Source organism: Sphaerisporangium cinnabarinum (genome assembly GCF_055567015.1).
In genome coordinates this window covers 276603-291317 of record NZ_JBVHRG010000004.1, presented here as the reverse complement: position 1 = coordinate 291317, position 14715 = coordinate 276603, and the positions used below count along the sequence as shown (strand labels likewise).

Annotated in this window: 17 protein-coding genes and 1 tRNA gene; 13 read left to right on the top strand and 5 right to left on the bottom strand. The window is 74.6% G+C overall.

The window, feature by feature from the left end:
* Positions 1-122 precede the first annotated feature (122 nt).
* From ACZ4MO_RS08620 to glsA, 10 genes are all read left to right on the top strand, one after another.
* On the top strand, positions 123-767 hold the full coding sequence (locus ACZ4MO_RS08620) for a GntR family transcriptional regulator (protein WP_163187550.1): 645 nt from the start codon (positions 123-125) through the stop codon (positions 765-767).
* Complete coding sequence (locus tag ACZ4MO_RS08615) at positions 764-2116, top strand: MFS transporter (protein ID WP_255437112.1); 1353 nt, start codon at positions 764-766, stop codon at positions 2114-2116. Before ACZ4MO_RS08620 ends, ACZ4MO_RS08615 begins: the two co-directional genes overlap by 4 nt.
* A gap of 57 nt (positions 2117-2173) precedes the next feature.
* Positions 2174-2247 (top strand) — tRNA-Pro (locus ACZ4MO_RS08610).
* Between the two features lie 287 nt (positions 2248-2534).
* Positions 2535-2948 carry a hypothetical protein gene (locus ACZ4MO_RS08605; RefSeq protein WP_175008497.1) on the top strand — a complete coding sequence of 138 codons (414 nt, stop codon included), beginning with the start codon at positions 2535-2537 and terminating at the stop codon, positions 2946-2948.
* Between the two features lie 94 nt (positions 2949-3042).
* The gene (locus tag ACZ4MO_RS08600) at positions 3043-3669 is read left to right on the top strand and encodes a DUF305 domain-containing protein (protein ID WP_175008498.1); all 627 of its coding nucleotides are present in this window, start codon (positions 3043-3045) and stop codon (positions 3667-3669) included.
* A 296-nt stretch (positions 3670-3965) separates the two neighbouring features.
* The gene (locus ACZ4MO_RS08595; protein WP_175008499.1) at positions 3966-4385 is read left to right on the top strand and encodes a hypothetical protein; all 420 of its coding nucleotides are present in this window, start codon (positions 3966-3968) and stop codon (positions 4383-4385) included.
* Between the two features lie 27 nt (positions 4386-4412).
* The gene (locus ACZ4MO_RS08590) at positions 4413-5117 is read left to right on the top strand and encodes an MSMEG_4193 family putative phosphomutase (protein WP_175008500.1); all 705 of its coding nucleotides are present in this window, start codon (positions 4413-4415) and stop codon (positions 5115-5117) included.
* A 68-nt stretch (positions 5118-5185) separates the two neighbouring features.
* Positions 5186-5734 carry a DUF3090 family protein gene (locus ACZ4MO_RS08585; protein WP_175008501.1) on the top strand — a complete coding sequence of 183 codons (549 nt, stop codon included), beginning with the start codon at positions 5186-5188 and terminating at the stop codon, positions 5732-5734.
* Positions 5731-6555 carry an SCO1664 family protein gene (locus ACZ4MO_RS08580; RefSeq protein WP_499278737.1) on the top strand — a complete coding sequence of 275 codons (825 nt, stop codon included), beginning with the start codon at positions 5731-5733 and terminating at the stop codon, positions 6553-6555. Before ACZ4MO_RS08585 ends, ACZ4MO_RS08580 begins: the two co-directional genes overlap by 4 nt.
* A 43-nt stretch (positions 6556-6598) precedes the next feature.
* Positions 6599-7591, top strand: a complete 993-nt coding sequence (glsA, locus tag ACZ4MO_RS08575; protein WP_175008502.1) for a glutaminase A — start codon at positions 6599-6601, stop codon at positions 7589-7591.
* A 52-nt stretch (positions 7592-7643) separates the two neighbouring features.
* Here the strand turns inward: glsA and ACZ4MO_RS08570 are convergent, their stop codons facing one another.
* Entirely contained in the window at positions 7644-8408 is a 765-nt protein-coding gene (locus ACZ4MO_RS08570; RefSeq protein WP_175008503.1) for an SDR family NAD(P)-dependent oxidoreductase, read from the bottom strand.
* A gap of 100 nt (positions 8409-8508) precedes the next feature.
* Here ACZ4MO_RS08570 and ACZ4MO_RS08565 point away from each other — a divergent pair, with 100 nt between their 5' ends.
* A complete protein-coding gene (locus ACZ4MO_RS08565) occupies positions 8509-9375 on the top strand; it encodes an MmyB family transcriptional regulator (RefSeq protein WP_175008504.1) in 867 nt (288 codons plus the stop codon).
* 4 nt (positions 9376-9379) lie between these two features.
* Here ACZ4MO_RS08565 and ACZ4MO_RS08560 read toward each other — a convergent pair whose 3' ends face one another.
* Entirely contained in the window at positions 9380-9760 is a 381-nt protein-coding gene (locus ACZ4MO_RS08560) for a VOC family protein (protein ID WP_175008505.1), read from the bottom strand.
* A 97-nt stretch (positions 9761-9857) separates the two neighbouring features.
* On the opposite strand from ACZ4MO_RS08560, the gene ACZ4MO_RS08555 reads away from it, so the two are divergent.
* Complete coding sequence (locus tag ACZ4MO_RS08555) at positions 9858-11117, top strand: AI-2E family transporter (protein ID WP_175008506.1); 1260 nt, start codon at positions 9858-9860, stop codon at positions 11115-11117.
* A gap of 19 nt (positions 11118-11136) precedes the next feature.
* Here the strand turns inward: ACZ4MO_RS08555 and ACZ4MO_RS08550 are convergent, their stop codons facing one another.
* The gene (locus ACZ4MO_RS08550; protein WP_175008507.1) at positions 11137-11514 is read right to left on the bottom strand and encodes a hypothetical protein; all 378 of its coding nucleotides are present in this window, start codon (positions 11512-11514) and stop codon (positions 11137-11139) included.
* A 103-nt stretch (positions 11515-11617) separates the two neighbouring features.
* Here ACZ4MO_RS08550 and ACZ4MO_RS08545 point away from each other — a divergent pair, with 103 nt between their 5' ends.
* On the top strand, positions 11618-12223 hold the full coding sequence (locus ACZ4MO_RS08545) for a DUF4334 domain-containing protein (protein ID WP_175008508.1): 606 nt from the start codon (positions 11618-11620) through the stop codon (positions 12221-12223).
* Here ACZ4MO_RS08545 and ACZ4MO_RS08540 read toward each other — a convergent pair.
* Positions 12187-13380, bottom strand: a complete 1194-nt coding sequence (locus ACZ4MO_RS08540; protein ID WP_175008509.1) for an FAD-dependent oxidoreductase — start codon at positions 13378-13380, stop codon at positions 12187-12189. The genes ACZ4MO_RS08545 and ACZ4MO_RS08540 overlap by 37 nt on opposite strands.
* A 95-nt stretch (positions 13381-13475) precedes the next feature.
* On the bottom strand, positions 13476-14669 hold the full coding sequence (locus ACZ4MO_RS08535; RefSeq protein WP_175008510.1) for an HTH domain-containing protein: 1194 nt from the start codon (positions 14667-14669) through the stop codon (positions 13476-13478).
* Positions 14670-14715: the final 46 nt, after the last annotated feature.

Here is a 14715-nt window from a genome sequence, read left to right as displayed (position 1 = left end):
ACTGTAAGTAACGGGCGGCGTCAACTATCACTTGAGGGTTCCGCGCTCGGTGTGTCGAACCGCACGGCCCCGGAGAGCGGTTGCGGTCGATGTCGTGCACACGATAGATGCATCATGTATCTATGCCACGCACCACCAGCGCTTCTGCCACGGAGCAGGCGTACCGGCACGTGAAGTCCCGCGTCCTCGACGGGAGCCTGCCCGGCGGGTCCATGACGAGCGAGGGCGAGATCGCCGAACAGCTCGGCGTGAGCCGCACGCCGGTCCGGGAGGCGTTCCTGCGCCTGGAGGCCGAGGGCCTGCTGCGGCTCTACCCGAAGCGCGGCGCGCTCGTCGTGCCGGTCGCGCCCGGCGAGGCCGACGACGTCCTCGACGCGCGCCTGCTCGTCGAGACGCACGCCGCCCAGTCCGTCGTCCGCCTGCCCGACACCGAGCTCGCCACCCTCGTCGCGCTCCTGCGCGACCTCGTCACGGCCCAGGAGGCCGCCGTCGCCGACGGGGACGTCGCGGAGTACGCGACGCTCGACGCGCGGTTCCACCAGGAGATCGTCGCGGCCGGGGGCAACGCGCTGCTCACCACGTTCTTCGTCAGCCTGCGCGAGCGCCAGCAGCGGATGGTCGCGCACAGCGTCCGGTGGGACCCGGGCCGTGCGACGACGTTCGTCGCCGGGCACCGTGCGCTCGTCGACGCGCTCGAGGTGCGCGACACCCGCACCTACAAGCGCCGCGTCCAGCGCCACCTCGAGGACGCGAGGGCCGGCCTGTGAGCGCGGCTGCCTCGAGCCCCACGAGCGAGGCCTCCGCGCCGGGGGCGAGCGCCGCCGTCGGGCCGCGGGCGTGGCTCGCCGTCGCGGCGGTGATGCTCGCCGTCGCGTGGGGCGGCAACGAGTTCACGCCCCTGCTGGTCATGTACCGGGAGGTCGGGCACTTCTCCGCGGTGACCGTCGACGCGCTGCTCGCCGCCTACGTGCTCGGGATCGTCCCCGCGCTCCTGCTCGGCGGACCGCTCTCCGACCGGTACGGGCGCCGCCCGCTGCTCCTGCCCGCCCCGCCGATCGCGCTGGCCGGGTCGCTCGTGCTCGCGGCGGGGGAGTCCTCCGCCGCGCTGCTCGCGACGGGCCGCGTCCTGTGCGGCGTCGCGCTGGGCCTCGTCATGGCCGTCGGCACCACCTGGGTCAAGGAGCTCAGCGACGCGGCCGCCCGCGCGTCCGGCGTGCCCGACGGCGGCTCCGGCGCCCGACGCGCGGGCCTCGCCCTCACGCTGGGATTTCTCGTCGGCGCCGGCGTCGCGGCGGTGCTCGCCCAGTGGGCGCCCTGGCCCACGCACACCGCCTACCTGCTGCACGCGGCGCTCGCGGTCGCGACCGGCGTCTGGCTGCTCGGCGTCCCGGAGACGCGCGTCGTGCCCGACGGCGGGGCCCAGGGCCGGCTGCGCGACGACCTGCGCGTGCCGGCGGTCGCGCACCGGCGGTTCCTGCGCGTCGTCGTGCCCGTGGCGCCCTGGGTGTTCGGGTGCGCCGGCAGCGCCTACGCCGTCCTGCCGGGCCTGGTGTCCGCCAGCGCGGGCAGCGCGCCCATCGCGTTCTCCGGGCTCATGACCGTGCTCGGCCTCGGCTGCGGGGTGGGCATCCAGGTGCTCGGCCGCCTCATCGACACCCGGCACAGCGCGCGGGCGTCCGTCGTCGCCATGTCCATCGTCGTCGTCGGCATGGGCTCCGGCGCCTACGCCTCGGCGCGGCTCGACCTCCCGACGGCGCTCGTCGCCGCGATGGTGCTCGGGGCCGGCTACGGGCTCGCGCTCGTCGCGGGGCTCAGCGAGGTCCAGCGCATCGCGACGCCCGACGATCTCGCCGGTCTGACGGCCGTCTACTACTCGCTCACCTACATCGGGTTCTGCGTGCCCGTGGCGCTCGCCGCGCTGTCCGTGCGGTGGACGTACGCGCAGATGTTCCTCGGTGGTCTGGTCATCGCCGCGGTCTGCCTGGTGATCGTCGCGACCGCGTGGCGCGCGCACCTGCCGACGGGGGAGCGGGACGCCGCGGCGACCTCCGGCGAGACCGACCGCACAGCCCCGACCGGGGCAAACGGTGCTCTGGAGGCGTCACGGATGGGGTAGAGTATCCGAGGCTTCACGGGGTCCGATCCGGTCGGATCTGGCTCGGTGATCCAGCCACGGGCTGTGGCGCAGCTTGGTAGCGCACCTGACTGGGGGTCAGGGGGTCGCAGGTTCAAATCCTGTCAGCCCGACAAGAGAAACAGGCCAGAGGAATACTCCTCTGGCCTGTTTTTTGCTTTCGGCGACTGCTTCTGCTTTGTCGTCTAGCAACCAGGCGGCCTCACCCTTGTCGATCTACGCAATCGAGCCGCACTGACTGGCTGCGACGACCACGTCTCGGCGGAATTCAGCGGGATGGGGCTGGCACGAGCGACATCCTTCCGGTGAAGAGCACAGTCCCCGCCGATCAGGAGTCAACCGATCTTGGGGCAGTCCCGACCCGATGGTCGCTTGCTAGGGTGGCGGCGACATGCACCTCATGGCCGCACTCCGTTCGCTGCTCGCCGGGCGCCGGCGAGGGCTTTCGGGTGCTCTGCTGATCGCTGCGCTGCTTCTCGGCGTCGTGACGCTGCACGCGATGAGTGGTTCGTCGACGGCCCACGTCGGACCTGCGGCGGTCATCGCCGAGACGAGCCACCCCGCGGGTGCACCGGCGGCCGACGACGGCCCCGGGCACCACGAGCAGGGTGGCTGCCTCGACTGCGGCGGGCACGAGATGGCGTCGGCCATGTGCCTCATGGTGCTGGTCGTGCTGCTCGCCCTCGTGCGCCCCGGGCGCGGCCTCCTGGCACGCCTCACCCCCGTCTGGTTGCGCCTCGTCGAACGAGGGCGCGCTCGGCCCTTCGTCGGCCTCGCGCCGTCGCTGCACCTTCTCGGCATCTCTCGGACGTAGGAACCGCACGCCGTCGACGCGCCCTGCGTCGACCGATACGCCCCGCACCGGGGCGCGTGTGGTTCCTGAGTACCGAGACGAGAGGTCTGTCCCCATGAAGTTCACGAGAGTGCTGGTTCCGGCGATCGTGCTGGCGACCGTCGCGAGCCTCGCGGCGTGCTCGAACGACGACGAGCCCGGGAGCGGGGCGGCCCCGTCCGCCACGACCGGTGCCGAGGAGCAGGACGGCGCGGCGGAGGGCGCCACGTTCAACGACCAGGACGTGATGTTCGCCCAGATGATGATTCCCCACCACGAGCAGGCGATCGAGATGTCCGACGTCATCCTGACCAAGGACGGTGTCGAGCCGGAGATCACGGACCTGGCGAACCAGATCAAGGACGCCCAGGGGCCCGAGATCGAGCAGCTGACCACGTGGCTGGAGGAGTGGGGCTCTCCGATGGAGGAGCCCGGCGGCATGGACCACGAGGCCATGGGCCACGGGTCCATGGACGGGATGATGAGCGAGGAGGACATGCAGGCCCTGGACGCCGCGCAGGGCGCGGAGGCGGGGCAGCTGTTCCTCGAGCAGATGATCGTCCACCACGAGGGTGCCGTCGAGATGGCGCAGACCCAGGTCGACGAGGGCGAGAACGCGGACGCGGTCGCGATGGCGCAGGAGATCGTCGAGACCCAGCAGGCCGAGATCTCCACCATGGAAGACCTGCTCGCCTCGAGCTGATCCCGCCCCGCGGGGCGTGCGCGCTGTCGCACGCGTCTGACGTGCGCGCGCCCCGCGGGCCCAGGCCGAAGGACCCGACACCGTGCTCACCCCTGCTCTCACGAGGCGGGTCACCGGGTGGGCTGACCGTGGAGGGCCGATATACCCTTGCGGGGTATCGCTTGCGAGCGACCGGCTCGCCACGTCACGAGAGGAAGAAGGGCACGCATGACCTCCCCGGGGCAGTGCGGCGAGCGCGGGCCGACGACGGCTCGGCACCAGGCTCGTCGCCACGTTCGTCAGCAGGGCGTCGACGCGTGACGGCGACGACCCCCACCGACGACCGGGAACGGCGTCCGCGCCCCGCGCGCACGGTCCCCGGCATCACCGCGTGCGGGCTCTGCGCGGGGGAGACGCTGGTCGCGACCGACACCCGTCCGGGTGGGCAGCTCGACCGGCTGCGCCGGATCGCCGAGACCGGGGACGCGCGCCTGACCGTCGTGGACTGCCTCGACGAGTGCGAGCGCGGGGACGTCGTCGTGGTCAGGCCGGTGCCCGCCGCCCGTGCCGCCGGTCCTACCTGGTTCGAGCAGCTCGCGGGCGACGAGCTCACCGACGCCCTGCACTGCTGGATCCGCGCGGGCGGACCGGGCATGGCGCCCCTGCCCGACCGGCTCGTCCCGCGGGTCATCCAGACCCAGGACACGGCGTCAGCGGACGCCACCGCCGCGAGCTGAGAGCCGGCGGTCACCTACGCTCGGGGCATGCCGACCGTCCTGCTCGTCCGTCATGGCCGCACCACCGCGAACGCGAGCGGCATCCTCGCCGGGCGCGCCGACGGCGTCGCGCTCGACGCGGTCGGGCGCGACCAGGCGGCCCGGGCGGCCGAGCGCGTCGCGGGCGTCCCGCTCGCGCGGGTCGTCACCAGCCCGCTGGAGCGGTGCCGGCAGACCGCGCAAGCCGTGCTCGACCACCAGGCGGACGACCTGGAGACGGTGACCGAGCACGGGATCACCGAGTGCGACTACGGGCAGTGGCAGGGTCGTGCGCTCAAGGACCTCGCCCAGGAGCCGCTGTGGTCGGTCGTGCAGACGCAGCCGTCGGCGGCCGTCTTCCCGGGCGGCGAGTCGCTGGCCGCGATGCAGGCCCGGTGCGTCGAGGCGGTCCGTCGCCACGACGCGCAGGTCGCCGCCCGTCACGGTGCGGACGCGGTGTGGGCGGCGGTCTCGCACGGCGACGTCATCAAGTCCGTGCTCGCCGACGCGCTGGGGGTGCACCTGGACCTCTTCCAGCGCATCGTCGTCGGCCCGGCGTCGATCTCCGTCGTCCGGTACGGGCCGCGCCGCCCGGAGGTCGTGGCGGTGAACACCGACGCGGGCGACCTCTCCTGGCTGCGCGGCGCGGCGCCCGCGGGGGACGCGCCCGTCGGCGGTGGGGCCGGGCCGGGCCAGGCCGACGGCGCGCGGTAGCCGGAGCGTCCGGCGTCCGACCCGTGGCCGTCCCGTGCGGACGGGCCGTGCGCTCGTAGAGTGAGGGCATGCCCACTCTCGTCCACGAGTACGACTGGCCGGACCGCGTCGTCGTGGGGACCGTCGGGTTGCCCGGCTCCCGCACGTTCTACCTGCAGGCGCGCGAAGGCACCCGGACGACGAGCGTCGCGCTCGAGAAGGAGCAGTCCGCCGTCCTGGCGGACACGATCCAGCGCCTGCTGGACGAGCTCATGGAGGAGCCCGACAACCGGTACAGCGTCCCCGCCGACGTCCCGGCCGAGCTCGTCGACGACGACCCCCTGGACCTCCCGGTCGAGGAGGAGTTCCGCACGGGCGCGATGCGCCTCGCGTGGGACCCTCGGACGGCGCAGGTCATCGTCGAGGCGTTCCCGCTCGTGGACGACGACGACCTCGACCCCGAGGCGGACGAGCCGGAGCCCGCGGAGTCGCTCCTCGTCAAGATGCCCGTGGGGACGGCACGTGCGTTCGCGCAGCGCACCCGTGCCGTCGTGAGCGCGGGGCGCCCCCTGTGCCCGCGGTGCGGCCGGCCGGTCGACCCCGACGGGCACGTGTGCGCGCTGCCCGACGAGGCGTGACGACCCCGCGCGACGACGCCGCCGCGCCGTCCGGTCTCGACCCTGCCGGCACCCCGCCCGACGCCGCCCTGACCGAGATGCCGCTCGACGTCGTCGGGCGTATCCGGACCGCGTCGAACGCGACGTTCCTCGCCCGCCTGGGCGACCTCTCGGTCGTGTACAAGCCGGTGGCAGGGGAGAAGCCGCTGTGGGACTTCCCGGACGGCACGCTCGCGGGTCGCGAGGTCGCCGCGTACCTCGTGTCGGAGGCGTTCGGCTGGGGGGTCGTGCCGCGCACGTGGCTGCGCGACGGGCCGCTCGGTCCGGGCATGGTGCAGCTCTGGCAGGACGTGGACTCGACGCAGTCGCCCGTCGACGTCGTGCCCACCGACGAGGTCCCGCGCGACGGGGTCCGGACGGTGCTGGAGGGCGTCGACGAGGAGGACCGCCCGGTCAGCGTCGTGCACGAGGACTCGCCGACGCTGCGACGCATGGCCGTGCTCGACGCCGTCGTGAACAACGCCGACCGCAAGGGCGGGCACGTGCTGCCGCTGGCGGACGGGCGGCGCGCCGGCGTCGACCACGGCGTCACGTTCCACGTCGAGCCCAAGCTCCGCACGGTGCTCTGGGGCTGGCTCGGCGAGCCGCTCGCCGACGACGAGCTCGCCGGGGTCGAGCGCGTGCGTGCGGGCCTCGACGGTGACCTCGCCCACCGCCTGCGCGAGCTCCTCGCGCCCGACGAGGTGGCCGCCCTCGCGGAGCGCTGCGACCGGTTGCTGCGCACGGCACGGTTCCCCGCACCGGAGGGCGACATGCCCGCCGTGCCGTGGCCGCTGTTCTGACCTCCTGGGCGAGCCGCGCAGGCCGCGGGTAGCGTCACGAGGGATGAGCCATCACCCCGACCCGTGGATCTCCACCGGTTCTCTGCCCGGGCACGACGTCGTCGAGGCCGCGCTCGACGACGCGTACGAACGCTTCCGCGACCTCGACGAGGGGGCGGTCATCGAGGACGTGCCCGCGCTCGCGGGCGCGGAGCCGGACCTGTTCGCTGTGGTCTTCACCGACACGGCGGGGACGGAGCACGCGCGCGGCGACGTGCGCCACCGGTTCTCGATCCAGTCGATCTCGAAGGCGTTCGTGTACGCGCTCGTCTGCCAGGAGATCGGGCACGACGCCGTCCTGGAGCGCGTGGGCGTCGACAACACGGGCGTGCCGTTCGACTCGGTCCTGGCCATCGAGCACGGCGAGGGGCACCCGATGAACCCGATGGTCAACGCGGGCGCGCTCGCGACGACGGGTCTGGTTCCCGGTGACACGGACGACGCCCGGTGGGACTTCCTCGTGCACGGTCTGTCGCGGTTCGCCGGGCGCGCCCTCGACGTCGACGAGGAGGTCTACCGGTCCGAGTCCCGGACGAGCCAGCACAACGAAGGGCTCGCCTCGCTGCTCGCGAGCCACGGGCGCCTGCACGGTGACGCGGCGGCCGTCGTCGACCTCTACACCCGGCAGTGCGCGCTGCGCGTCGACGCCCACGACCTCGCCATGATGGGCGCCACGCTCACCAACGGCGGTGTCAACCCGTCGACCGGCGAGCGCGTGGTCGAGGCGGGCATGGCTCGGGACGCGCTCAGCGTGGTGGCTTCGACGGGGATGTACGAGAGGTCGGGCGAGTGGCTCTTCGAGGTCGGGGTGCCGGCCAAGAGCGGCATCTCCGGAGGCATCGTCATGATGTCGCCGGGAAAGGGCGCGGTGGCGGCGTTCTCCCCGCGGCTCGACGACGCGGGGAACTCGGTGCGCGGTCGCCGCGCGGGCGCGCTCCTGTCGCGCGCTCTCGGGCTCGACCTCTTCGCGTCCCGACCCGCAGGCACAACCCCCTGAGCCGGGCTCCCGCGCCGTCCTCTCCGTCCTGCGCCGCCACGGACGAGCCCGCTCAGCGACCGTGCGGGTCAGACGCGTTGAGGGTCCGCACGACGTCGTCGTAGTCGCCGCGCGCCTCGCCGAACCGGAGGAGCTTCACGCGCTCGACGAGGATCTCGTGCGCGTCGGGCTGCGTGCGCAGCAGGTCGACGACCTCGGTGACGAACTCGTCGAGCGGCATGGCGATCGCGCTCTCGCGCTGACGCGGCATGAGGTCGGTCGCCACCGACGGCGGGACGAGCTCGACGACGTCGACGCTCGTGTCGGCGAGCTGGAGCCGCAGCGCCTCGCTGAGCATGTGGATCGCGGCCTTCGACGCGTCGTACGTCGGCGTGGCCGCGAGCGGCGCGAACGCCAGCCCGGACGACACGGTGACGATCGTCGCGCGCGGCCGGGTCTGCAGGTGCTCGACGAACGCGCCGACGAGCCGGATCGGCCCGAGCACGTTGGTCGTGATCGTCTCCTCGGCGGTGTCGAGGAAGCCCTCGGGGTGGTGCCAGTCCTCGGTGCGCATGATGCCGGCCATGGTGACGAGGGTGTCGAGCTCGGGGTGACGGTCGAGCACCTCCTTCGCCGCGGTGGCGATGCTCTCGGGGTCGGTGGTGTCGATGCGCACGGTGTCGAGGCCGGGGTGCTCGGCGGCGATCCGCTCCAGGAGCTCGGCGCGGCGCCCGCCGACGACGACGGTGCTGCCCTGCTCGTGGAGCGCGACGGCGAGCGCGAGCCCGATGCCGCTCGTCGCGCCAGGGATGAAGACGGTGCTGTTCCTGATGTCCATGCCTCGATCCTGGGCGCCCGGCGCGCGCCGCGGCAGAGTCCGGTGGACGGGGGACCGGCGATCCCTGGCACGGGCGCCGCGCACCCCGGACGATGGGCGCATGGACCGCGCCGCGCTCGCCGACTTCCTCCGCCGTCGCCGGGAGACCCTGCAGCCGGGCGACGTGGGCCTCCCGGCCGGGCTGCGCCGTCGGGCACCGGGCCTGCGCCGCGAGGAGGTGGCGCAGCTCGCGCTGATGTCGACGGACTACTACACGCGCCTGGAGCAGCAGCGCGGGCCGCAGCCGAGCACGCAGATGCTCGCGTCGATCGCGCGGGCGCTGCGCCTGTCCGACGACGAGCGCGACTACCTCTACCGGGTCGTCGGGCACGGGGTCCCCGACCGGGCGACCGATCCCGGGCACGTGGCCCCGGCGTTGCAGCGCGTGCTCGACCGCCTGGGCGACACCCCTGCCCTGATCCTCGACCCGCTCGCGCAGACGCTCGCGCAGAACGACCTGGCGCGCGCGCTCTACGGCGACGCGTCCGCGTACACGGGGTGGGACCGCAGCGAGATCTACCGGTGGTTCGCCCACCCGACGACGGCGCGGGCGATCTACCCGGCCGACGACCGGGACCGGCAGGGCCGCGCGCTCGTCGCGAGCCTGCGGTCGGCCGTCGCGGTGCTGGGTGCGTCGTCGCGCGCGGGCGAGCTGGTGCGGGTCCTGTCCCGCACGAGCCCGGAGTTCGTGGCGCTCTGGGACCGGCAGGAGGTCGCGCGCCGGTTCGTGGACCACAAGACGCTCGTGCACCCGGTGGTGGGGGAGATCGAGGTCGACTGCCAGGCGCTCGTCACGGAGGACCAGCTGCAGGTGCTCCTCGTGCTCACGGCGGCGCCGGGTACGCAGGCGGCGGACCGGATCCGGCTGCTCGGGGTCGTGGGCACGCAGGACCTCGCCGTCCGGGCGTCCGGCCCGCAGGCCACCTGATCGCTCAGGGGTCGAGCCGGCGGCGGAGCAGGCAGAACTCGTTCCCCTCGGGGTCGGCGAGGACGTGCCACGGCTCGTCGCCCGTCTGGCCGACGTCCGCGGGCCGCGCGCCGAGGCCGAGGAGTCGTTCGAGCTCGGCGTCCTGGTCGCGGTCGGTCGGGTTCACGTCGAGGTGCAGCGGGAGCTTGCCCGCGCGCGGGTCGGTGCTCGGGCTGAGGATCAGGGTCGGCTGGGGGCCGCCGAACCCGACGCCCGGCGGGCCGATCTCGATCGAGCCGTCCTCCTCGCGGTCGAGCTCGACGTAGCCGAGCACGCCGCACCAGAACCGCGCGAGCAGCTCCGGGTCGGCGCAGTCGAGGACCAGCTCGCTGATGCGGGACGCCATGCCTCGCACCCTACGGGGCGCCCCGTCCCGGCACCCGGCGGGTGACGCCCGATCGTGGCACCCTGGCCGTCACACGTGCGGCGAGAGAGGGAGCGGGATGGGTCTGGGCAGACGGCGGTCGGGCAAGCGGGCGGACGAGCGCACCGAGGAGGCTCCCGCCGCGGAGCGGGTCGCCGTCGCGGAGCGCGCCCCTGCCGGGGAGTCGGACGCCGCGACGGAGAGGGACGACGCCGTCGAGCCCGCGCGGCCGGCGGGGGTGTCCGCGCTCTGGTCGGACGGCCTCGGTCGCGCGGGCACGCGCTCGGTGCAGGTGCTCGCCCTGGTCGCGCTCGTCGCCGTCGCGGTGTTCGCGGTGACGCGGCTGACGCTCATCGTCATCCCCGTCCTCATCGCGCTCGTGCTCGCCGCGGCGATCTCGCCGCTCGTCGGCCTGCTTCGGCGCAAGGGCGTGCCGTCGTTCCTCGCGACGGTCGTCGCGCTGCTCGCGCTCGTCGTCGTGCTCGGCGTGGTGGTGTTGCTCGTCGCGGCGGCGGTCGTCAAGCAGTGGCCGGAGCTGCGCGACCAGGCCGTCGAGGGCTTCGACGAGCTCCAGACGTACGTGCAGAACCTGCCGTTCGACATCACCGAGGAGCAGATCGCGTCGGTGCGCGACTCGCTCGTCGGCCTGCTCCAGTCCGACGCGGTCGGCGCCGGGGCGCTCGCGGGCGCCTCCCAGACGGTCGACTTCGTCGCCGGGTTCTTCGTGATGATCGTCGTGCTGTTCTTCTTCCTCAAGGACGGCCCGGCCATCTGGGAGTTCCTGCTGCGTCCGTTCGAGGGCGCCCGGTACGCGCGCGGGCAGCGCATCGGCGAGACGACGGTCCGCACGCTCGGCGGCTACGTGCGCGGGACGGCGATCGTCGCCGCGGTGGACGCCGTCGCGATCGGCATCGGCCTCGCGATCGTCGGGGTGCCGCTCGTCCTCCCGCTGTCCGTGCTCGTGTTCCTGCTCGCGTTCATCCCGCTCGTGGGGGCCACGCTCGCGGGCGTCCTGTGCGCGCTCGTCGCGCTCGTCGCCGTCGGGCCGGTCGAGGCGCTCGTCGTCGTCGTGATCGTCATCGCGGTGAACCAGCTCGAGGGCGACCTGCTCCAGCCGGTCGTCATGGGCCGCACGCTGCGCCTGCACCCGCTCGTGATCCTCATCGCCCTCACCGCGGGCACCGTGCTCGCGGGCCTCACGGGCGCCGTGCTCGCCGTGCCCATCGCGGCGTCGATCTGGCGCGCGATCCAGGTCTGGGACGGCCCTGACCTCCCCGCGCGGTTCGCGCGCCAGAAGCGGCACGAGACCGTGGACGTCGGGCCGGCGTCGTCGTCCTGACGGCGGGTGCGGGGCGGGCTCAGGCCCCGGCGGTCCCCGCGCGCGCCCAGAGGGCGGCGAACTCCGCCGCGTCGAGCGGGTGGACGTCGCCCGTCCCGGCGAGGTCGGCGTCGTCGAACGGCTGGTCGGTGAGGAACCCTGCGTCGTCCTCGACGACCTCGTCGTACGCGTACCGGCGCCACGACCCGTCCTCCAGCCCCACGACCTGTCGGACGGCGACCACCTCGCCCGCGAGCGGCACGCACGCCCACGCGTAGGCGCGCCCGTCGAGCTCGCGCCCGCTCGCGAGGTACCACCAGCGGTCCGCGTGCTCGGCCGCGCGGCGGAGCGCCGCGACGCTCCGCGCGAGCGCCTGCGCTGCGGGGTCCTGGTCGGTCTCGTGGTCGCCGTGCTGCACGAGCACCAGTGTGTCAGCGCCGGGTCCGGCGGGACGGGCGTCGTCCCGCGCCGCGCGGGAGGATCGGGACGACGGCACCGCCAGGACGACGGAGGAGCGACGCATGACCGACCCCGACACCGTGCGGCCGGAGCGCTCGCCGTCCGGCACGCTCGACGACCTCGCGCGCGGCACGACGCCGGACGCTGCGCTCGCGTTCTTCGACACGCTCGCGCCGGTCGACGGCGATGCGCTCCCAGGGTTCTGGTGGGGCTCCGGGCTGCCGACGGGGCACGTGCTCGACGGCACGCTCGAGGCCCTGGGCTGGGCGGGCAAGCGGTTCGAGCCCGGCGGCGACGCGCACCCCCTCCTGTTCGACGGCCCGGGCGGCGACGTCGTGGACGTGAACCCCGCGCTCGTGCCGCTCCCGCTCGTGCTGCGAGCGGCCCCGGCGCTGCGTCGACCCCGGGTCGCCCGGGTCGTGCGGGCGCTGCTGCCGCTCACCCGGACGCGCGCTCCGCGGGCTCGGGTGCGCGCCGTCGTGCACCGTGGCGTCGTGACCGCGGCGATGACCTACGACGCGCTCCCCGTCGAGGACGCGCTGCGTGCCGTCGACGACGACACGGTCGTCGGCTGCATGGAGGCGCGCGGCATGGGCCGCCCGTTCTTCTTCGTGCTGCGGCGTGCCGCGGGTCAGGACACCTTGCCCTGGAGCAGCCGCCGCCAGTAGATCGTGGGCTGCAGGTAGCGGTCGAACAGCAGCAGGCTGCGGCGCGGGCGGGCGAGGTCGACGACGCCGAACCCGGGGTCGGGTCGGCGGTCGCGGTCGAACTCCGCGAGGAGGAGACGGTCGCGCGACGTCGTGACGGGCGCGACCGAGTAGCCGTCGTAGCGCTGCATCGGGGTGCCGCGCCGTCGGGCCTGGATGTTGCGCGCCACGACGGGCACCTGCCGGCGCAGGGCGCCGCCCGAGGGCATCGCGTCGACCGCCGCGGCGTCGCCGAGCCCCCAGACGCGTGGGTGCGCGACGTGCTGGAGGGTCTCGGGGTCCACCGCGACGAACCCGTCGCTCTCCGAGGTCGCGAGCCCGCTCGCGGCGACCCACGCCGGGGCGCGGTGCGGCGGAGCGACGTAGAGCGCGTCGTACGAGACCTCGTCGGTCCCGTGCGGCCCGCGGAGGCGGGCCGTGCGGTGGGCCGCGTCGACGGACACGAGCGTCGTCGCGGTACGGACCCGCACGCCGTAGCGCCGGGCGGCGGCGCGCAGCGCGGGCTCCGCCCGCGGGTCGTCCACGAGTCGCGGCGACTCGACCGCGAGCTCGATCCGGATCGCGTCGAGGACGCCGGCACGGCGCCAGTGGTCGGCCGCGACGAACAGCGGCTTGAGGCCCACCGGGAAGCACGGCACGTGCCGCGCCGAGATCGCGAACACCACCGTGCCCGACGTGAGCGACGACAGCAGCTCCCACGTCTTCGGCGCGAGGTCGGGCAGGTAGCTCGTCGCGGCGTGCGGCGTGCCCATCGCCTGCTCGGCGCCGGGCACCGCGTCCCAGTCGACCTCCGACCCCGGGCACACCGCGAGGTCCCCGTAGCCGAGGGTGCGCCCGCCCGCGAGGTGCACGAGCGAGCGCTCGGGATCGACGCTGACGACGCGGTCGGGGTAGACGCGCACGCCGTCGGGCACGACGTCCTCCTGCGGCCGCGTGAGGTCGTCGAGGGTCGCCATGCCCGACGCGACGTAGGAGAGCAGCGGCCGGTACTGGTGCGTGGTGCGTGGGTCGACGACGGCGACGTCGGGGCAGCCGTCGCGGCGCAGGCGCCCGGCGAGCGAGAGCCCGGCGTTGCCGCCGCCGAGGACGAGCACGTCGTGGCGTGCCGGTGCGTTCATGGCGGGTCCGATCTGCCGGGGGCGGGTCGCTCCACGCTACGGCCGGGTCAGTGGGCTCGCCTCGCCGACGGCGCAGCGTCTCGGGTGCGCCGGGGTCACCGCCCGGCGACTGCGCCGAGGCGCCGGGCGACGGCGTCGCACGCGGCGACGAGGTCGGCCGGGCCCGCGGCGAGCACGTCGGCGTCGAAGGCCGCGACCCGGGCCGCGAGCGCCACCCACGACCACGACCCGAGCGTGACCCGGCAGTGCTCCGCGCCCACGGCCTCGACCGTGCCGTCCTCGACGAACGGCGCGACCGCGCGTGCCGGGGCGGCGAGCTCGGCCCAGCCCTGGCACGGCCACCGCGCGGCCGGTGTCTCCCGGGCTTCCGGGTTCCTGGACGTCACCGCCGCGCCCGAGGCCTGCTGCGCCGCGCTGCCCGTCGCCGTGCTTCCTGTCGCCGTGCTGCCGGCGGACGGCACAGGGCCCGCGACGGCGCCCGCGACGGCGCCCGTGAAGCGCGCCGCGACGAACGCGCCGACGTCGCCGCCGGGCACCTCGCGCGCGACGAAGCGTGGTCCCGTCGGCGTGCGCGGCGTCATCCGGTCGAGCCGGAAGGTGCGCCAGTCGTCGCGGTCGAGGTCCCACGCCACGGCGTACCAGCGCCCGTCGTGCACGACGACGTGGTGCACCTCGGCGCGGCGGGGCGGCCGGGGGCCGGTGCGCGGGTCGTCGGGCTGCACCGTCCCGGATGCCGCGCCGGGGCTCGCGTCCGGGTTCGCGTCGGGGGTCGCCTCCGGTGGCGCGTCGAGCGCCACGGTCGCGTAGTCGAAGCGCAGCACCTCCCGGCGGCGCGCCGCCGCGCTTACGGCGAGCAGGACGTCGAGGTCGACCCGGACAGCCGGGCGCCCAGGTGTCGGGGCGACGGTCGTGACGTCGACCGCGTCGACGCGGTGCCGCAGCCGGGCGGGCAGCACCTGCCGGACCGTCGTGAGCGCCCGGACGGACGCCTCCGCGAGGTCATCGCCGACGCCGCTCGCCGTGACCGTCCGCAGCGCGACGGCCAGGGCCACGACCTGCTCGTCGTCGAACAGGAGCGGCGGGAGCTCGGCGCCCGCGTCGAGGCGGTACCCGCCCACGCGTCCGCGCGTCGCCACGACCTGGTAGCCGAGCTTGCGCAGGCGGTCGACGTCGCGCCGGACCGTGCGGGCGTCGACGCCGAGACGCGCGGCCAGCTCGGGTCCGGTCCGGTCCGGGCGCGACTGGAGCAGCGCGAGCAGCAGGAGGGTGCGGTGCGACGTCTCGGTCATGGCTCCATGCTCCCGCACAATGCGGACACCATTCGTCCTGATGGAG